The 19,545-nt window shown below is 62.0% G+C and carries 17 protein-coding genes; 13 read left to right on the forward strand and 4 right to left on the reverse strand.

From position 1 onward, the window contains the following. The first annotated feature begins 70 nt into the window (after positions 1-70). From dapE to MHY24_RS01025, 7 genes are read left to right on the forward strand one after another with little or no spacing between them, the layout of a single operon-like run. The gene (dapE, locus tag MHY24_RS00995) at positions 71-1,159 is read left to right on the forward strand and encodes a succinyl-diaminopimelate desuccinylase (RefSeq protein WP_239228038.1); all 1,089 of its coding nucleotides are present in this window, start codon (positions 71-73) and stop codon (positions 1,157-1,159) included. A 3-nt stretch (positions 1,160-1,162) separates the two neighbouring features. After that, positions 1,163-1,927, forward strand: coding sequence for a TIGR00730 family Rossman fold protein (locus tag MHY24_RS01000; protein ID WP_239228039.1), 765 nt, complete (start codon positions 1,163-1,165; stop codon positions 1,925-1,927). Between the two features lie 14 nt (positions 1,928-1,941). Continuing rightward, positions 1,942-2,754, forward strand: a complete 813-nt coding sequence (gene folP, locus MHY24_RS01005) for a dihydropteroate synthase (protein WP_200435252.1) — start codon at positions 1,942-1,944, stop codon at positions 2,752-2,754. Further along, positions 2,751-3,473: a glucosyl-3-phosphoglycerate synthase gene (locus MHY24_RS01010; RefSeq protein WP_239228040.1), complete on the forward strand. Its 723-nt coding sequence runs from the start codon at positions 2,751-2,753 to the stop codon at positions 3,471-3,473. The genes folP and MHY24_RS01010 overlap by 4 nt, the downstream gene beginning before the upstream one ends. Positions 3,474-3,476: 3 nt before the next feature. Beyond that, the gene (locus MHY24_RS01015) at positions 3,477-3,770 is read left to right on the forward strand and encodes a DivIVA domain-containing protein (protein ID WP_005327512.1); all 294 of its coding nucleotides are present in this window, start codon (positions 3,477-3,479) and stop codon (positions 3,768-3,770) included. A gap of 12 nt (positions 3,771-3,782) precedes the next feature. Further along, the gene (locus MHY24_RS01020; RefSeq protein WP_005323535.1) at positions 3,783-3,950 is read left to right on the forward strand and encodes a DUF3117 domain-containing protein; all 168 of its coding nucleotides are present in this window, start codon (positions 3,783-3,785) and stop codon (positions 3,948-3,950) included. A gap of 9 nt (positions 3,951-3,959) precedes the next feature. Next, positions 3,960-4,826, forward strand: coding sequence for a methyltransferase domain-containing protein (locus MHY24_RS01025; protein ID WP_204609539.1), 867 nt, complete (start codon positions 3,960-3,962; stop codon positions 4,824-4,826). A gap of 312 nt (positions 4,827-5,138) precedes the next feature. On the opposite strand, the gene MHY24_RS01030 is transcribed toward MHY24_RS01025, so the two are convergent. Both MHY24_RS01030 and glgA read right to left on the reverse strand, forming a co-directional pair. Beyond that, positions 5,139-6,581, reverse strand: a complete 1,443-nt coding sequence (locus tag MHY24_RS01030; RefSeq protein WP_239228041.1) for a GH32 C-terminal domain-containing protein — start codon at positions 6,579-6,581, stop codon at positions 5,139-5,141. Positions 6,582-6,593: 12 nt separating this feature from the next. Beyond that, positions 6,594-7,748, reverse strand: a complete 1,155-nt coding sequence (gene glgA / locus MHY24_RS01035) for a glycogen synthase (RefSeq protein WP_239228042.1) — start codon at positions 7,746-7,748, stop codon at positions 6,594-6,596. Positions 7,749-7,857: 109 nt separating this feature from the next. Between glgA and glgC the strand changes: the two genes are divergently transcribed. After that, a complete protein-coding gene (gene glgC, locus MHY24_RS01040; protein ID WP_204609533.1) occupies positions 7,858-9,075 on the forward strand; it encodes a glucose-1-phosphate adenylyltransferase in 1,218 nt (405 codons plus the stop codon). Here glgC and MHY24_RS01045 read toward each other — a convergent pair. After that, positions 9,072-9,719 (reverse strand): O-methyltransferase, encoded by a 648-nt coding sequence (locus MHY24_RS01045; RefSeq protein ID WP_225747145.1) that lies wholly within the window; start codon positions 9,717-9,719, stop codon positions 9,072-9,074. The two genes, glgC and MHY24_RS01045, sit on opposite strands and share 4 nt — an antisense overlap. 151 nt (positions 9,720-9,870) lie before the next feature. Between MHY24_RS01045 and sigE the strand changes: the two genes are divergently transcribed. The 3 genes from sigE to MHY24_RS01060 all read left to right on the forward strand — a co-directional run bounded on the left by sigE (position 9,871) and on the right by MHY24_RS01060 (position 11,628). Continuing rightward, a complete protein-coding gene (gene sigE / locus MHY24_RS01050; protein ID WP_239228043.1) occupies positions 9,871-10,500 on the forward strand; it encodes an RNA polymerase sigma factor SigE in 630 nt (209 codons plus the stop codon). Positions 10,501-10,600: 100 nt separating this feature from the next. Beyond that, positions 10,601-11,050: an anti-sigma factor gene (locus MHY24_RS01055; RefSeq protein WP_239228044.1), complete on the forward strand. Its 450-nt coding sequence runs from the start codon at positions 10,601-10,603 to the stop codon at positions 11,048-11,050. A gap of 23 nt (positions 11,051-11,073) precedes the next feature. Next, complete coding sequence (locus tag MHY24_RS01060) at positions 11,074-11,628, forward strand: twin-arginine translocase TatA/TatE family subunit (RefSeq protein WP_239228045.1); 555 nt, start codon at positions 11,074-11,076, stop codon at positions 11,626-11,628. 4 nt (positions 11,629-11,632) lie between these two features. Here MHY24_RS01060 and MHY24_RS01065 read toward each other — a convergent pair whose 3' ends face one another. Further along, positions 11,633-12,763 (reverse strand): Mrp/NBP35 family ATP-binding protein, encoded by a 1,131-nt coding sequence (locus tag MHY24_RS01065; RefSeq protein WP_239228046.1) that lies wholly within the window; start codon positions 12,761-12,763, stop codon positions 11,633-11,635. A gap of 101 nt (positions 12,764-12,864) precedes the next feature. Here MHY24_RS01065 and MHY24_RS01070 point away from each other — a divergent pair, with 101 nt between their 5' ends. Further along, positions 12,865-13,653 carry a hypothetical protein gene (locus tag MHY24_RS01070; protein ID WP_239228047.1) on the forward strand — a complete coding sequence of 263 codons (789 nt, stop codon included), beginning with the start codon at positions 12,865-12,867 and terminating at the stop codon, positions 13,651-13,653. A 247-nt stretch (positions 13,654-13,900) separates the two neighbouring features. Next, positions 13,901-19,312 carry a G5 domain-containing protein gene (locus tag MHY24_RS01075; RefSeq protein WP_239228048.1) on the forward strand — a complete coding sequence of 1,804 codons (5,412 nt, stop codon included), beginning with the start codon at positions 13,901-13,903 and terminating at the stop codon, positions 19,310-19,312. Positions 19,313-19,545: the final 233 nt, after the last annotated feature.

The raw sequence follows: 19,545 nt of genomic DNA on the forward strand, positions 1-19,545 counted from the left end.
ACGAATTATTTGCAGTGAAGTGAACTTTACACAATGCGGTGAGCTGCGCGGAGCGCTAGCATGGCGCTTTGTGACTTTAGATCTATATGCAGACCCCATCGAACTAACCAAGGCGCTCGTAGATATTCCGAGCCCCTCCCACCATGAGGAGGCCATCGCAGACGCCATCGAAGAAGCGCTGCGCGGATTGGACGTCGAGGTTGCCCGCTACGGCAATACCGTGTGCGCCCGCACGAACCGCGGGCTCGGTTCCCGCGTGGTGCTCGCTGGCCACATTGATACCGTTCCGTTGGCAGAAAATGTACCGCATCACATGGAAACCTCTGAAGACGGGGTAGAGATTATGTGGGGCTGCGGCACTGTGGACATGAAGTCCGGCATGGCCGTCTACCTCAATGCCTTTGCCCAGCTGCACGAAGCGGACGAGCTCAAGCATGACCTGACCGTCATCGCCTACGAGGGCGAAGAAGTGGCCACTGAATTTAATGGCCTGGGCCACCTGCAAAAAGACCACCCGGAGTGGCTCGAGGGCGACTTCGCTCTTCTGGGCGAGCCCTCCGGTGCCATGGTGGAGGCCGGCTGCCAGGGCTCCATTCGCCTGCGCGTGACCGCCCACGGCACCCGTGCACACTCGGCCCGCGCCTGGCTCGGCTCCAACGCAGCACACAAGCTCGCGCCCATTATGAGCCGCATCGCCGCCTATGAGTCCCGCGATGTCACCATCGATGGCTGCACCTACCGCGAGGGCCTCAACATCGTCCACCTCGAGTCCGGCGTGGCCACCAATACGCTGCCGGATGAGGCATGGATGTTTGTGAACTTCCGCTTCGCGCCGGACCGTACGAGCGACGAGGCGCTGGACTACATGAAGTCCATCATCGGCGAGGAAGAAGACGTCACCATCGAGATCGATGACATCGCACCGGCCGCCCAGCCCGGTTTGGGCCAGCCAGCGGCCAAGGCTCTTATCGACGCCGTCGGGGGCAACGTCCGCGCCAAGTACGGCTGGACCGACGTCGCCCGCTTTTCTGAAATGGGCACCCCGGCCGTAAACTTCGGCGCCGGCGACCCCGGGTTCGCGCATAAGAAGGACGAGCAGGTCCCCACCGCGCAGATCACCGAAGTATCCACCGCCCTCTTGAACTACCTGAAGGGATAGACCATGACCCCTGAGCAGATGCGCACCCTGCGCGGCCCGATGCTGCTGCGCACCGAAGGCGAGCAGGCCTCCACCTTTGACCAACGGCTCTTGGAGTCCGGCGCGGACCATGAGTGGCAGCATGCCGATCCGTGGCGCGTCCTGCGCATCCAAGGCGAGTTCGTCGCTGGCTTCGATGCGCTTTCCAAGCTGCCGAAGGCCGTGACCGTCTTCGGTTCCGCACGCACCACGCCGGAGGATGCGAGCTACCAGTTGGGCGTCGAGGTTGGCCGCAAGCTGGCCGAGCACTCCTATGCCGTCATCACCGGCGGCGGCCCCGGCATCATGGAGGCAGCCAACCGCGGCGCCCACGAGGCCGGCGGGCTATCCGTGGGCCTGGGCATCGAGCTTCCCCACGAGCAGGGGCTTAATGAGTATGTGGATCTGGGCCTGAATTTCCGCTACTTCTTTGCCCGCAAGACAATGTTCTTGAAGTACTCGCAGGCTTTCATCTGCCTGCCTGGCGGCATGGGCACGATGGATGAGTTCTTCGAGGTCATGTGCATGGTGCAGACCGGAAAGGTAACCAATTACCCCATCGTGCTCATGGGCACCGAATACTGGTCCGGCCTGCTGGAATGGATGGAAAACACCCTCGCGGCCAACGGCTATATCAACGAGGGCGACCGGGAGCTTTTCCTGCTTACCGACGACCCCGATGAGGCCCTCTCCCACATCATCCAGCGCCACCAAGTCATGAGCGATAAGCGCATCAGGGAGCCGCGTTGAGCCTCGCGCGTGTGATGGCGATTGTCAATCGCACCCCGGATTCCTTCTATGACAAGGGCGCAACCTTTGACCTTGACCCGGCGCTGCGCCGTTGTGATGAGGTGATCGCGGCCGGTGCGTCGATCGTCGATATTGGCGGTGTGAAGGCTGGCCCCGGCAAGGCAGTGGACGCGGCGGAGGAAATCGACCGCGTGGTGCCGACCATCGAGAAGGTGCACGAGCGCCACCCGGATGTGCTCATCTCCGTCGATACCTGGCGCAGCGAGGTGGCAGAGGCCGCCATCGCAGCCGGCGCCGGCCTGGTCAATGACACCTGGGCCGGTTGGGATCCCGAGCTCATCGAGGTCGCCGGCCACCACCGCGTGGGCTACGTGTGTTCGCACACCGGCGGCATCACCCCGCGCACCCGGCCCCACCGAGTGCACTTTGATGACGTGGTGGCCGATGTCATCGCGGAAACCACCCAATTGGCCGAGCGCGCCGCCTCCCTCGGCTGCCCGGAGGACCTGACGTTCATCGATCCGACGCATGACTTTGGCAAAAACACCTTTCACGGGCTCGAGCTCCTGCGGCGCATCGACGAGGTCGTCGCCACTGGATGGCCGGTGCTCATGGCGCTATCCAATAAGGACTTCGTGGGCGAGACGCTCGACCGCGGGGTAGGAGAGCGCGTGGCCGGCACCCTGGCCGCCACCGCGTGGTCCGCCGCCCGCGGCGTGGCCGCCTTTCGCGTGCACGAGGTGGCCGAGACGGCTGATGTCATCCGCATGACCGCCGCCATCCAAGGCGAGGTGGCCCCACTAGCAACCACGCGAGGCCTTGCATGAGCGTCTCTGTAATCATTCCAGCGCTCAACGAGGAGGACACCGTCGCGGACGTCGTGCGCGCCTGCCTCGCCGATGAACCGCTCGAGGTGCTCGTCATCGACGCCGACTCCACCGACGACACCGCCTCCCGCGCTGCCGCCGCCGGGGCGGATGTGCGCAATTGGCGCGATATCCTCCCAGAGGAACCGCGCCCCGGTAAGGGCGAATCCCTCTGGCGCGGGGTTGCCGCAGCGAAGGGAGACATCGTCGTCTTTGTCGACGCCGACCTTGAATCCGCCGCGCCCGGCATGGTCACTGCCTTGGCCGCGCCCTTCGCTGACCCCGCGGTGGAGATGGTCAAAGCCTGCTACCGCCGCAGCCTCAACGGCCAGCCCACCGGCGGCGGCCGCGTGACCGAACTGACCGCCAAGCCGCTCATCAAGCAGCTCTTTCCCGAGCTCGCCCACATCGATCAGCCCCTTGGAGGCGAATACGCCCTGCGCCGCGCCACCGCCTTAGAACTTCCCTTCGTGGAGGGGTATGGGGTGGAAGCGGGGCTAATGGTGGACGTCGCCAAGCGGGGCAAAGTCGCACAGGTAGACCTGGGCACGCGGGTACACCGCAACCGGCCGCTGCACGAGCTGGCGCCGATGGCCGAGGTGGTTGCGCGCACGCTGCTCGCCCGCGCCGGGGTCATCGCTCCCGTTGCTCAACGCCCGCCGCTAAAAGGTAAGGTTTAAGCCATGCTGTCTTGGATTATGCTCCTCCTTGTCCTCATCGCCCTGACCGTCATCGGCACCTGGGTATGGGGCTCCATCTTTGGCCGCGGCGAGGTCATGCACCCGCTCGACGAGCCGCAGAAGGTGCGCGAAAATAACCGCGCCGCCCTCCGCGAAGGCCGCCTTGACCAGGTGAAATTCGAGGTAGTTCCCCGTGGATACCGCCAGGACCAGGTAGACGATCTCCTCGCGCAACTGGAAGAACAACTATCTTCCGCGCAGAAAAGGTCTAAGCTGGAAGGAAAAGAAGTTAACTAAAGGAGACTCACTATGGCAGCAATGAAGCCGCGCACGACGGGCGGAGAAATGGAAGCAGTAGAGGAGTCCCGCAAAATTGTCATGCGCATCCCCTCGGATGGCGGCGGTCGCATCGTCATCGAGCTGAGCAAGGACGAGGCCGCCGAGCTCGGTTCCCTGTTGACCGAGGTTTCTAGCTAGTCTAGGTACATGCTTTCTCATATCGTCGACATTCTGGCCGATCCCAACGATGGCACCGCGCTTTCTGGTGCCGATGATTTCTCTCGCCTCGTTTCGGAATCCGGCCACTCTTATGATGTGGCCAAGCAGGGCTACGTCACCCTCGCGGCCGGCGCCGGACTCAAGCACAAGGGCGATGACATGGATATGGTCAACGCCCGCGAGACCTATTTGGCCATGGGCCACTTCGCGCCCTTCGTTGAGGCCGTAACCGGGGCCGTCCAGGACGGACTGGATTCCGCCTCCCTGGCCGAGTCCACGCCCGCCTCCCTCCTCGAGGTGGGTGCCGGCACCGGCTACTACCTGGCCCACACCCTGGACTCCATCGCGGAGGCCCGCGGCGTTGGCCTCGACATTTCCCCGCACGCTGCGAAGCACTTGGCTAAGTGCCACCCGCGCGTCGGCGCCGTCGTGGCCGATGTGTGGGAGCGCCTTCCCATCCAGGATGAGTCCGTCGACGCAATCTCCGTCGTCTTCGCCCCGCGCAATCCCGCCGAATTCCAGCGCGTGCTTGCCCCAGGCGGCCAGGTCATCGTCTTGACCCCCGGCGCCGGACACCTGGATGAGCTGCGCGAGCCGCTCGGCATCCTCGGCGTGGAAGAAGGCAAGGTCGAGCGCATGTATGAGCAGGCCGAGGGCTTCCTCGAGCAGGCGGCCGACCCGGTCGATATCTCGTTCCCCATCGAGCTTGATAAGGCCTCCGTCGCCGCTCAGGTAGGCATGAGCCCGTCCGCGCGCCACATCAGCGCCGGCGAACTCGCCGAGCGCATGGCCGCGCTGCCCCCGACGCTCACGGTCACCGCTCGCGCCCGCTTGGACCGCCTCCGCGCCGTCTAGCTCCCGGCTGGCCCCAGCCACCTCACCGCCCTTCGCGCTCACCGGCAGCGCGTGGGGCGGTTCTTTCGTCTCCCCAGTGAGCGCGAGGGGAGGTTTTCGCCTTTGCCGCTCACCGGCACACGCTTGCCGACGCCCCAGCTTCTCCCCGTGAGCGCGAAGGACGCGTATGAGGGAGCGAGGACAGACGCGGCTCAGCGGAGTGAGGCCGAAAACGCGCAACCCCGCCCTTGCCGCTCACCAGGGGAGGCGGAACCGCGGTGGGCGGCCGCGCCGGTGAGCGCGAAGGGCGGGGAGGGGCTGAGAGCCGGGGGATTAGAGCTTGGAGCCGGAGCGCTGCCAGTCCTGTTCGATGACGGCATCGCCGGAAGTCTCGACTCGCAGGCCGGAGCAGCCGCCTTCGAAGTAGACGCGGGAGGCCATGGCGATGAGACCGCCGTCGACGAATACCTCAACGGTGGAGCCGTCTTGGATGATGGTGAGGGTATCGGAGTCGCCTTCGGCAAGCGTGGCGGTGGCGGGCTCGGAATCGGCGAAACAGTGGTCGAAGGCCTTGTTCATGGAGCGATCGAGGCTGATGTCATCGCCGGAGTGGCAGATGGTGGCGGCGGGGTCACCGGCGCCGTCGAGAAGCGTGACAGTCACACAGGAACCGGAAGGGACCTCCATGACGCCGGTCCAGGAACGGGCGTAATCGGAGAGCTTGACGGCATCGGGCAGGCCGCGGGCGGGTGCTTGGTAGAGGACGCCGCCCTCGAGGGTGACTCGGCGGGGCAGGGACAGGGCATTGGCCCAGCCTTCGGCCTCCCAGGAAGCGTGCTTGGTGGCGTCGTCGCCGCGGCCGTTGCCGTTGAGGAGGCCGACGATGACGGCCCGCTCGTAGCGCTGCTCTGGGGTGAGAGTGCCGGTGGTCGTATTGGTATTGCGCGGACGGGAGAAGTCGTGGCCGAAGTCTACGCGGCGGAAGCCGGAGACCACGGTAAAAGTAGTGCCCTCCAGCCGGCCGACGAGGTAGCCGGAGACGTCGCGGCCGCCGCGCTCTAGGGTGACGAAGAGGACGTCGTAGATATTGCCGTCGACCTCATCGCGCAGGCGGACCAAGCGCGGCGAGACGACCGGCGGGATGGGCGAGGTAGCGGGGACCTCGCCTTCGAGGAAGCCAGGGTCGCCGTCGAACTTGAGGCTGCCGCGCAGCCGCCAAGACACGCCATCGGCCGATTCGAGGATGACGGGAACCGGGGCGTCGGAGTGGCCGGTGAGCGCGAGCATGAGCCAACCGTCGTGGCCGTCATCGCGGTCCTCGGAGGCCCAATCGGGCACCACGGAGGGGGAGCGGAAGTGATCGAAGTTGCGGGTATTGCCTACGACTTCGCCGAATCGTACGACATTCGCGTCGAGGGCCTGGGGGTCATCGGAGACCTCGCAGATTTCGTCCACGTCGGCGTAGCGGGCGAGGTGAACGGCGATACCGGCGGCGGTCACGGAGGTGAAGTAGAGGTGGATATCGTCCGGGCCTTGGGCTACGGAACCTGCGCGCAGGGAGAGCTCGCCGCCGACGGGCGCGAGGACATCGTCGCAGTCCAACCAGTCAAAGGGAGACTCTTCGGAGTAGGTGTGTCCCCAGCGGGCAGGGGAGTCCGCGGTGGGGCGGTACTGGTAGAACAGGTGCCAGGTATCGCCGTCGCGCAGGATACCAGCGGGGGCGTCGAGGACGCCGTCTTCGGGGACAAAATGCAGTTCGGGGCGGTGAGTTGTCACGGCTATCCTTCCTTAAATCAAGCTGCGGTAGATATCGACGGTCTGGGCGGCAATAGTAGCCCAAGAGAAATCGCGAATGGCGCGCTCGCGGCCGGCGCGGCCAAATTCCGCGGCGCGCTCTTTATCGGCGGCGACGTCATTGACGGCGGCGGCGAGGTCGGCTTCGAAGGCGGCGGTAGCGGCGGCGTCGTAAGGCACCAGCACACCGGTCTCGCCATCGACCACAACCTCCGGAATGCCGCCTACGTTGGAGGCGACAACGGCCGTGCCGCAGGCCATGGCTTCCAAGTTGACGATGCCGAGCGGCTCGTAGATGGACGGGCAGACGAAAACATCAGCGCCGGAGTATATCTGCTGGACCTCGTTGCGCGGGAGCATGTCCTTGACCCAGAAAATGCCATCGCGCTGGGCGCGCAGCTCATCTACCAGCGCCTCGGTCTCCGCCGCGATTTCGGGCGTATCGGGCGCGCCGGCGCACAGCACTAGCTGGATATCCGGGTCGAATTTCTGCGCCGCCTGCAGCAGGTGCTTCACGCCTTTTTGCCGGGTAATTCGGCCAACGAAGGCGGCGATGGGGCGTTGCTTATCGACGCCCAGCTTGTCCAACACATCCCCCTCTCGCGGCTGCCACAGCTCGGTGTCGATGCCGTTGAGGACGACGTGGACTTTGGAGGCGTCGATGCGCGGGTAGGCATCCAGGATGGAGTCCTTCATGCCGGCGGAGACGGCGATGACGGCGTCGGCATATTCCATGGCGTTCTTCTCAGACCAAGAGGAAACGTCATAGCCGCCGCCGAGCTGCTCGCGCTTCCACGGGCGGTGCGGCTCCAGCGAGTGGGCGGTGACCACGTGCGGAATATCGTAGAGCTGGGCGGAAAGATGGCCGGCGAGGCCCGTGTACCACGTGTGGGAATGGGCGATGTCGATATCAGAGGCGGCATCGGCCATGCGAAGCTCGGTGGACAAGGTCTTAAGCGCGCCATTGGCACCCTCGAGTGCGGGGTCTACGCCGTGGACAAAGACGTCTTCTTCTTCGCGCGGGGAGCCCATGCAGTGCACGGAGACATCGATGATATCGCGCATAAAACGGGTGAGTTCAGCTACGTGAACTCCGGCCCCGCCGTAGATTTCCGGCGGGTATTCTTTGGAAAAGATTCCGGCTCTCATGCCCACCCAGAATACGTATCTCTGGTGCCGCGTGCAGAAATACGGGATGGGGGTAGAAATGTGCATATATCTGCTGCGAAATGTGGGATTTGCGGTTAGGTTTGGAAACGTGAGAAGCCTGCCAAATGTCCTAGCCATCGTCCTAGCCGGCGGCGAGGGAAAGCGCCTTTTTCCCCTGACCGAAGACCGCGCTAAGCCCGCCGTGCCTTTTGGCGGGTCCTACCGCCTCATTGATTTTGTCCTGTCCAATCTGGTCAACGCCGGCTACCTCAAGATTGCGGTGCTGACGCAGTACAAATCCCACTCCCTAGACCGCCACATTTCCCAGGCATGGAATTTGGCGGGGCCGACGCCGCAGTACATTGCCTCGGTGCCTGCCCAGCAGCGCCGCGGCAAGCGGTGGTACAACGGTTCGGCGGATGCCATTGTGCAGTCGCTTAACCTCATCTATGACGAGAAGCCGGACTACGTCATCGTCTTCGGCGCAGACCACGTCTACCGCATGGATCCGGCGCAGATGGTAGAAGAGCACATCGCCACGGGGCTAGATTGCTCGGTGGCCGGCATTCGCGTGCCGCGCTCGGAGGCAACGGCGTTCGGATGCATCCAGGCCGACGGCATGGGAACCATCACGGAGTTCGTGGAAAAGCCTGCGGACCCACCGGCTACGCCGGATGATCCGAATATGAGCTATGCCTCGATGGGCAACTATGTCTTTACGGCGCAGGCGCTTATTGACGCCCTCTTGGAGGACGAAAAGAACGAGGACTCCGCCCACGATATGGGCGGCGATATTATTCCGTACTTTGTGGAGCGCGGGCAGGCACACGTCTATGACTTCATGGCCAATGAGGTGCCGGGATCTACCGAGCGCGATCACGGCTACTGGCGCGACGTGGGCACCATCGATTCCTTCTATGAAGCGCACATGGACATGATTTCGGTGCACCCGATCTTCAACCTCTATAACCGGAATTGGCCGATTCACTCCACGGATGACTCCAATTTCCCACCGGCGAAGTTCGTGCAAAATGGCATCGCGCAGTCCTCGATGGTGGCGCCGGGCTGCATCGTCTCCGGCGGCACGGTGCGCAATTCCGTGCTGGCGTCTGACGTCCACGTGGCCGATGGCGCCACGGTCGAAGGATCGGTCATTCTGCCGGGCGTGCGCATCGGACGGGGTGCCGTGGTGCGCCGCGCGATCCTCGATAAGAACGTCGTCGTCAGCGATGGCGCAATTATCGGCGTGGACCGCGAGCGCGATGAGGAGCGCTTCAAGGTTTCTGACGGCGGCGTGGTTGTCGTCGGCAAAAACCAGAAGGTCTAAAGCTTCGTTACGAGGGTGAGCCCGGACCCCAGCGGCAAGCGGGTGACGTTAGCACCCTCGAGCTCGCGCAGGTACTCGTCTGCTTCGCGGGCGGCGGCGGTGTCGCGGTCGGTCCGGGAGACGTCGGCAAGCGTGCCATCGAGCAAAGAATTAGCCAAGACCAGGGTGCCGCCCTGGTGCAGCAGTGGCCACGCTGCCTTGATGATGGCGGGGAGCTCGAGCGCGGCGACGTCGGCGTAGATGACCTGGTAGGCGTCATTAGCCAGACGGCCCATGACCTCGAGCGGGCGAGACGGCAGAAAGCGGCCGCGCGAAGGCGCATAGCCGGCCTCGCGGAAGGCGGTCTTGGCGCTGCGCTGGTGCTCCGCCTCGGGGTCGATGCAGGTCAAGATGCCATTATCGGGCATGCCAGCGAGCAGGTAGAGGCCCACCACATTGGCGGCCGGGGTGATCGCCACGGACTGGGGGCGTTCGGTAGAGCCGGCCGAGGCGGCCGTCAGCGTGGTGAGCAGCTGGCCCGTTGATTCATCTGGAACGGGCAGACCGTACTCATCGGCGTGGTCGCGCGCACCACGCAGGGCCGCGGAGGGCTCGCTGGTGGTCTCGATATAAGAACGCAGTGCTTCATATGCGGTAGTAGTCACGCAATAAACCTTAGGGAAAAGTGTCCGCAAATGTGGCAAAAACGCGCCTAGCCAGCTAGGTTGTGGTGGGTGGGGATAATGTGACGGACTCACAGGAAATTATCAGCACTGTGGCTGGAGTTTCACTTTGAAGTATAGAAAGATGACATGCATGACAACAACGAAGCGCGATGCCGAATCCCTTCAGCCCGCTACCTCAGGAGCGGAGTTGACCGGTACCGCGGCGTTCGATGCCGGCGAAGCTGACATGCCCGCCTGGGGTGACCTAGTGGCCGAACATGCCGATGGCGTCTACCGCTTGGCGTATCGCCTCTCCGGCAACCAGCACGATGCAGAGGACCTCACCCAGGAAACCTTCATGCGCGTCTTCCGCTCCCTGGATAAATACCAGGCCGGTACGTTTGAGGGTTGGCTGCACCGCATTACCACCAACCTCTTCTTGGACATGGTCCGCCATCGCTCCAAGATCCGCATGGAGGCCCTGCCGGAGGATTATGAACGCGTGCCCGGCACGGATATGACCCCGGAGCAGGCCTATACCGTGGCCAACCTGGACCCGGCGCTGCAATCCGCGCTCGATGGCCTGGCTCCCGATTTCCGCGTGGCCGTGGTGTTATGTGATGTCGTAGGTATGAGCTATGACGAGATTGCGGAGACACTGGGCGTCAAGATGGGTACGGTGCGCTCCCGCATCCACCGTGGCCGCTCCCAGCTGCGTACGGCACTCGAAAAAGAAGCACAAACCAATGCGGAAACCCGCATGCTGCTGCGCACGCGTTAAACCACCGCGCGCTAAACTTTAAAGAAACTGCATAGTCCCCGCTACCGGCGGGGACTTTCCGTGTCACTGAAGGCCAAGCAACTAGTGGAGGAGGGGGTCGATGGACTCGCTGCGAGGACGCCGGACCGTGCCCACGCTGAGCGTGCGCGGCGGATTCGATGCCGCCCAGGCCAAGGCCCGCGATAAGGCGAAAGCTAAGGCACGGCGCAGCGATACCATCGGGCACCTTGGCCCAGAGGCTGTCGTTGCCTTCGTAGACGGGGAGATGGAGCCGAAATTCATGCACCGCGTGCGCATCCACTTGGTGCACTGCGCCGAGTGCCGGGCGGATGTGCATCAGCAGCGCCATGCCTCAGAGTGGGTTCGCCACTGCGCGGATTCCGCTAAAGTCAAGGCGCCGCAATCCCTGCTGGCAAAGCTCGCAGGCATTGCCACCGAAGAGGTTGCGCCCGGGCCGGATGCGACAACGCCCGTGCACCGGCCGCAGCAGGATTTCTTGGACAAGGTGGAAATGGTGGTTCGCGCAATCAAGCACAATCAGCGCGGCTAAGAGTGAGGGACTAGTATTTAACCGTGTTTTCTTCCATTGGTTGGCCCGAGATTTTCGTCATCGTGCTCTTGGGCATCATCGTCATTGGCCCGGAGCGCATGCCCGAGGTGATTAAGGATGTGCGCGCGGCCATTTATGCGGCCCGCAAGGCCATCAATAACGCCAAGGCGGAGCTCAACGGCGAGATGGGCTCGATTACCTCGGAATTCGATGATATCCGCGCCCCGCTCACCCAAGCTGCCCAGTGGACGCGCCTCGGCCCGAAGGGGGCAATTACCAAGGCGCTTTTCGATGGCGACGATTCCGCCTGGGACGATTTCAACCCCAAGAAAATGGCAGAAAACGTCAAGACCGCTACCGCTCCACAGGAGCCGGAGGAGCAGCCGCAGTCCCAACCGCAGCAGCCGCGCCCGAGCTTCGACTACTCCCAGATCTACGCTGAGCAGCCGCAGCCAGAGCCCCGGCCGCAGCAACGCACCGCAGCCCCCCAGCCGACGGAGCAGCCCGCACCCAAGAAAAAGCCGCCGCGCGATGGGGAAGAATCCACCGGCGGCGGCATGTGGGGCGATGTGACCTAAGGCGTTAGTTCACGCCCAAGTTGAGGTTTTTGCCCACCAGGGAATCGGAGCGGATGGCCAGCTTATCGGCCACCGCCTGGATCTGTTGGGCGGCGGGGGACTCGGGGGAATCGAGGACAATCGGCGTGCCGGCATCGCCACCGCTGCGCAAGGTGGGATCCAGCGGCACGGAAGCCAGCAGCGGCACCTCATGGCCCAAGATGACGCCCAGACGATCGGCCACAATCTGTCCGCCGCCGGTGCCAAAAACATCCATGGTGGAGCCATCCGGCATCACCATGGCGCCCATGTTTTCAATTACGCCAGCCACGCGCTGACGGGTCTGCTGGGAGATGGATCCGGCGCGCTCTGCCACCTCGGCGGCCGCGGCCTGCGGGGTGGTGACAATAAGCAGCTCTGCATTGGGAATGAGCTGGGCTACGGACAGGGCAACGTCGCCAGTGCCCGGTGGCAGATCCAAGAGCAGGACGTCGAGGTCGCCCCAAAAAACGTCAGCCAGGAATTGCTGCAGAGCGCGGTGGAGCATAGGCCCGCGCCAGACCACCGGGGCATTGCCCTCCACAAACTGCCCGATGGAAATGTGCTTAATTCCGTGAGAAATTGGCGGTAGTAGCATCTCATCATCGAGCACAGTCGGCCCATCGGTGCAGCCCAAGAGGTTAGGAACGGAGTGGCCGTAAATATCGGCGTCCACAATGCCAACCTTGAGGCCCTTCTGTACCAGCGCTGCGGCCAGGTTTACGGTCATGGAGGATTTGCCCACACCACCTTTACCGGAGGCCACCGCGAAAACGCGAGTGGTGGAATCCGGCTTTGCAAACGGGATTTCCGGCTCGGCTTGGCCGCCGCGGAGCTTCTGCTTGAGCTCCTTGCGCTGCTGGTCACTCATCGGCGTCATGGAAATGGAAATGTTGCCCACGCCCGCGATATCGGCCACGGCCGCGCGCGTATTGGACTCAATAGTGCTCTTCATCGGGCAGCCCGCAATGGTGAGGTAGAGCTCGATGTCAACGTCCGAACCGGAAACGGTGACGTCCTTGACCATGCCAAGCTCAGTAATGGGGCGCCCAATCTCGGGGTCATCGACGCGCCCGAGCGCGTCACGAACTGCTGATTCAGAAATTGCGCTAGTCATAACCTGTCCCAGTCTAATCACCTACAACGCCAGAGAGCTACACCGCGTCAAAGGGAGGAGGGTGTGTAAGATTCAGCACGATGCCTCGTCATGCTTTAACCGTGCTGAATAGAAAGAACGCCCTCGATTTGATGCCTCGTCTTATTACTTCTGCCCGCACCGTCACGTGTATTGGTGGGATTGTAGCGGCGGTGGCGATGGGGGCGTCGATAAGCGCCTGCTCCGGATTCGAGCCGACGCCAGACCCGAAACCAGTATCCTCAGCACCTATCACCATCGTGATCGACCCAACTTCCCACGAACAGCGAGTCTTGGCGGAGATTTACCGCCAGAAGCTTCGCGAAGAAGGCCGTGACGCCACTGTCTCTCAAGAACCGATGCTGGTGCAACACGGCGACCATGACGACGGCATGAGCCGCAGCGGAAACTTCTTCGTTGGCTGTACAGGGGTGTTCTTAGATGCTTTTAACCCAGTCGAGGCCCGCGTGGTGTCGAAAGACTACGTTAAACAACAGGAAGGTGACTCTTCCGGCGAAGATTTTCTGGAGCGTACCCACATCTCACTGATGGCCACTTTGCCGCCTGAGCTCTCCGTGGTTGAGCCCGCCGGCGCTCATGGCTGCCCGGATGCCAAGCCGGCGCTGCCGCAAAACTATGTTGTGGTGTACCAAGACGGCCTGTTCAATCGTGAAGAGAAGTTGGAAGTGGCTTCCTTCACCAAGTTCCTTACTGCACAGGACCTCGACCAGGTAGTGCAGGACGTTAAGGATTCCGAGGACCTTGAGTCGGCCGTGAGTGCCTGGATGGAGGCTAACCTCCAGCAAAACCTCAACGAGGAAGGAGACTCCAATTCCGCCGGCGGATCAGATTTGGTGCACGACGAAAAATAGGCATCCAGTCGGACCGGAAAATGTGGAAGATTTAATAAAATGTTATTGGTTGCATTTTTTACAAATAGCTGGTTAGCCGAATAAATTGTTGTGTTCTTTAGGGCGGGGATGGTAAAATTTTAGTTGCTGCTCTGCCTATTTCCATTAATTCTCTCGGGCAGTTGTGGGGAAACTTCTTAACATGCCCCGTTACTGCTTTGGTCTCACTAGAGCGAGGCAGAATGCTGCATTGGAAAGGACACAATTTATGAATGCACAGCGAAGTGGTTCGACCCAGCGTCGCACTTCCCCCAGAGGAGTAGCCACTCTCTCTGCCATCACTCTTGCGCTTAGTGGTCTCAGCATCACTTCTTTCAACTCGGTGGCTCCTGACGCTACCGCTGCTACGTTGAGCGGCGGCATCCGTGATAAGTCCGGCGCGGTCGAACAGGACGCCCAGCAGGCGTCCGACCTGCCGGCGGGTTCGTGTGTTGTTGAGGGCGGTGAGAAGAGCGGAAGTCAGGCAGGTTTCAGCTGGAACACCCTGGAGCCAGGTCCGGCCAGCCCCGACAAGAAAGCTTGGGGCCTGAGCGTCGCCTTTGATAACTCGAAGGACCGCACGTTTACGGATTGGTACTTTTCAAATTCGGAGAACCTTAATAATGTCTTGGATGTTGGCCAGGTGCCTTCCATGGAGGCTGGCCAGACCTTTATTGATAAAAATGTCACCCGCAAGGCCGACGAAAACATCGACATTACTGCTAGTGGTCGCAGTCTGCGAAGCTTGAATGTCTACGCAGAGCTGACCGATGAGAAAGTCAAGCAGTTCGCTTCGGCCTCTGCCGGTAACCCTGTGCGTTACGCCTGGCAAAGCAATTACAAGCAGGACAATCCTTATGGCCGGAATGCCACCCAGGGGGGCAGCGCTATTTTTAGCGCTACCGTAAACCCGTGGCCGAGCGAGAACATCGAATGTAACCCGATCTCGGTGTCGTGGGAGTCTGCCGAAATATCTGAGAAGCATGTGATCGTCCCTGGTGAGGAAACGAAGGTCGGTCACATCAACGTCCCTGAGCTGTCTGACGGCGAGACGGACGACTCGCTGTCCCGCATGGTCGTAGAAGCCTACGACGGCAACGGTAAGTTCATCGGCACCACAGACCCAGAAGCCTCCGGCGGTGAGCAGCTCCTGCGCGTCGACGAAAAGACCGGCGACATCTTCTTCACCTGGCCTGAGTACCGCGGTACCGATCAGGCGACCGACAAGAACGTGAACTTCTCCGTTCTGGCGAAGCCGCGTACCGTTAAACAGCTCCAAGCTGCCACTGAGCACAACAACGACGGCAATGGCAAGACCTTCGACAGCTCCAACTCGCTGGATCGCTACAGCAAGGCGAACGTTATCGACTCCAAGGCGTTCTCCCTGGACGACACCGAGTACCACGACCCGAAGTACGACAAGACCGATGCTTCGATCATCTCTGGCGTCGATAGCGCGACGGGCCCGCTCGCTACCGAGCCACAAAAGGTCAAGTTCAACCAGGTTCCGGACCTGATCAAGGACCTAGCCAAGAAGAAGGGCGACGGCGGCTTCGAAGCCAAGGTTTCCCTCGACGAGAAGTACGTCTACGAGGGCTGGACCGTCGAGATGGACGAGGACTACAACGTCACCGTCACCGCTCCGGAGAACCCGAAGCCGGGTACCTTCGCGCGCCCTGTCGTAACAGTGGAGTACTCCAACGGCTCTACAGACGAGCTTGAACTGCTCGTGGTTGTCGACCCGAACAACACGCAGGTTACTGACTTGGTGCGCCCGAGTCTGACAAAAGGCACCATTGGGGACGAGCTCAACGCCCAGGTGGGCACCAAGTCCATCATGAAGGGCCACAAGCCGGTTCACCCTGCTAAGTTCGAGGTCGACCCGTCCACTGTCCCTGAAGGCTGGACCGTCACCGTCGATGAGACGGGCAAGGTCACCGCGAAGGCGGACGACACCGTGGCGCCGGGCACCATCATCACCCCGAAGGTGAAGGCGACCTACCCGGACCAGACCACGGACGAGATCGAGACCCAGTTCCAGGCGATCGTCGACATTAAGGTCCCTGACTACGACACCGTCACCAATAAGCCGACCGCCAAGGTCGCCCTCAAGCCCGCGATTCCCGAGCGTGGACTGAGCGGTAACACGACCGATGAAGCTCCGAAGCGTTACACCTTCAAGGACGGTAAGACCGAGTACACCCACACGGATGACAGCGGCACCTGGACCGTCAAGATTGACGAGAACACTGGTGAAATCACCACGACCATTCCGCGGAACGCCCCCGAGGGCTACATCCTAGACGTCCCAGTCCTCGCGTACTACGACAACGTCGACAAGCCGCAGCAGGTGAAGGGCACCGTCGTTGTTCTGAAGAGCGACATCTCTCCGACGTACTCCGTTGAGTCCACCGGCCCGAATCAGGCTGTGAACCACAACGTCCAGGACGCCCCGAAGGGTTCGAAGTTCTCCTTCGGCAACGATGAGAACGGCGCACCGATCACCGAACAAGAAGTCGACGGCTGGAAGTACACGGTCGACCCGGACACCGGTGTCGTATCTTCCACCCCGCCGGCAGATGCCAAGCCGGGTGACAAGAAGACCGTCAACGTCACCGTGACGACCCCTGACGGCTCTACTCCACTGGTGCCCGTGACCACCGTGGTGAACCTGGCCAACAATTGGGAAGCCGAGCCGTCCTACCCAGTAGAGACCGTCTACCCGGGCGAGACCGCTAAGCTGCCGGTGACTCTCGAAAAGCCGGAGAACGTCAACGTCGCAAAGGATAGCCCCTACAAGTTGGGCACCATTCCCGATGGCTGGACCGCGACCATCGACGACAATGGCCAGATCACCGCAACCGCACCAGCGGACGCGGAACCGGGCTCCCAGGTGGAGATTCCCGTCACGGTTACCTACGAGGACGGTTCCACGGACACCGCCAAGGCGGTAGTGAACGTCGTCGATGTACCCAAGCGCGAGGTTCCGTTCGACGTCGTGTACAAGTACGATGACACCATCCCGGCCGGTACCTACCAGGTCGAGACCGAAGGCAAGCCAGGCGCGGAGAAGCAGAACAAGGACGGCAGCTGGGAGCAGACCAAGGCACCGACGAACGAGGTCGTCATCGTCGGCACCAAGCCCGCTGAGAGCGCCAAGGACGTGACATGGACGGTTCCGATCCCGTACCCGACTGAGGTTCGCGAGAACCCGGACCTGAAGCCTGGCGAGACCAAGGTCGTCCAGGAAGGTGCAAACGGCGAGAAGACTTACACCGCCAAGTTCACCGCCAAGGGTGATAATGCTGAGGTAGTCGAGGAAGAGACCACCAAGGAGCCTGTCAAGCGGATCGTCGAGTATGGTCCGGAACTTGCTCCGAGCGAGCTCGTGACCAAGACCGAAAAGCCGATTCCGTTCACCACCAAGGTCGTTTTCGATGACACCCTCAAGGCAGGCGAGCAGGTTGTTGATCAGAAGGGTGAAGTTGGTACTGAGGTTGAAACCTCGACTCAAAAGCTTGTCGACGGCAAGCCTTCCGGCGAGCCGACCGTGACCACTGAGCGCACCAAGGAGCCGACCAACGCGGTGATCCGCGTGGGCACCAAGACCGAGGGCACGAACACCACCGAGTCCGAGGTCGAGGTCCCGTTCGAGACTGAGATTCAATTCGACGACTCCCTGCCGGCCGGTACCCAGGAGACGGTCCAGGAGGGCAAGCCGGGCAAGGATAAGGTCACCACGACCCAGACCATCGAGAATTCGAAGGTCACGGGCACCACGACCGAAACCGAGCGCGTCGAGGAACCGGTCAAGAAGATCATCAAGGTCGGTACCAAGGGTGACACCACATCCAAGACCGTGGAGTGGACCGAGAGCACCCCATTTGAGGTCGAGGTTCGCGAGAACCCGGATCTCAAGGCCGGGGAGACCAAGCTGGTCCAGGAAGGAAAGCCAGGTGAGGTCAAGCACACCGTGACCGTGACCTCCGATAATGGCGAGATTTCCACCAAGGATGCCACCGAGGAGATCCGCAAGCCGACCAAGCAGATTATCGAAGTCGGTACCGCACCATCCCAGACCGAGCTGAGCGATAAGCACACCGAGCAGCTGCCGTTTGAGACCCTCATCGAGTCTGACCCGAACCTCGAGGCGGGCAAGATTGTGGAGGACCAGGCTGGTTCCTTCGGCGAGAAGGAAGTCACCAAGGTCTGGAAGCTCAAGGACGGCAAGGTCGTGGGCGACCCAGAAACCACTGAGGACGTCATCAAGGAGCCGACCCCGCGCAAGCTACGCGTAGGCACCAAGGTGGTCACGGAAACGCAGACCGAGACCGAAACCGAGAAGGCCACCGAGACCAAGGAAGTTCCGGTCGAGCTGGACCGCGGCTTCTACGGCGTGGAGCTAACCAAGCCGGGCGAGCCTGCTTCCCAGAACATCAAGGACGGCTCCGAGGGCAATACCTACGAGATTGGTGAGCTCCCAGCCGGCTGGACCGCCACCGTGGACGAGAACGGCACGGTTACGGCCACGCCGCCTGCCGACGCCAAGTCGGGCGACTACGCCGAAATCCCGGTTACGGTTACCCCGGATGGCGGCAAGCCCTACACCGCGACGGCAACGTTCATCGTCAAGGAGGACCAGCCGGTAGACCCGACTCAGCCAACCGAGACCGAGGTAATCACCGCGCCAACCTATAACCCAGCGGTTATTGAGGCCGGCGATACCCAGACCGTAGATATCAACTACGGCCACACGGATGGCAATACCTACGAGTTGGGCGAGGTTCCAGCAGGCTGGACTGTGACCGTCGATGAGACCACCGGCCAGCTGACGGTTACTCCGCCGGCTGATACCCCGAGCGGTACTATCCAGGAAATCCCAGTCACCGTCACCACCGAGGATGGCCAGACCTTCAACGTGAAGACCGTCATCGGCGTCATCAGCGACAACTGCGGTTGCGACCCAGTTGAGCCTGTCGAGCCGACCGACCCGACCGATGAGCCTACGGGCGAGCCGACTGAGGACCCCAAGGACCCGACTGAGGAACCGAAGAACCCGACCGACAAGCCGACCACGGACCCAACCGAGGATCCCAAGGACCCAACTGAGGACCCGACTGACGAACCAACCCCAGGTAAGCCAGACGAACCTCAGGATCCGGAGCCAGGCAAGCCGAATGACCCGAAGGATCCAAAGGATCCAGAAGGCCCACGCGGCTCGAGCATCCCGGATGGTTTGGTACCGATTATCGGCGGCCTGATTGGCGGCGGAATCTTGGGCTCCAGCGTCAACGACCACCACACCCCAGGTGGTTCGCCAGATGCCAAGCCGAAGGTGCCGACTGCACCTCAGCCCAAGCCTGGTGAGGACGAGCCGAAGATTAGCGGCAAGGTTGAGCTGAATGAGCAGGGCCAGCAGACCAATGGTCAGACCAACCAGTCCAACCCGAGCTACGGGGATGCACCGCGGAACAACTCCACGACCTCTAGCCAGAGCGGCTCGAAGAGCACCTCTGGATCGACGTCGAGCAACCGCGCACTGGCTGATACCGGTGCCAATGTCCTCGGAATCGTGGGCGTGGGTATTGCACTCATCATCGGTTCCACGCTGTTGCTGCGTCGTGAGCGCCGTAATGATTAATCATTCGGCCTAGCGCACAGCGCCTGCTAAAGACGGCAGTCACCTTATTGAAGGGTGGCTGCCGTCTTTGCGTTGATAAGGCCTGGCCTGGCTGTGCTTGTGGGCGGGCGAGAATAGAAGCCTAAGGAATAGCCCTCAGCTCTCCCTTCGCGCTCACGGGGAGCAGGGATCAGGTGGCTTCACGCGTCGACGGTGAGCGGGAAGGGCGAGGGAGGCGGGAGGAGGGGAGAGGC

This window comes from Corynebacterium sp. ACRPQ (assembly GCF_022347225.1).
Taxonomy (GTDB): domain Bacteria; phylum Actinomycetota; class Actinomycetes; order Mycobacteriales; family Mycobacteriaceae; genus Corynebacterium; species Corynebacterium tuberculostearicum_D.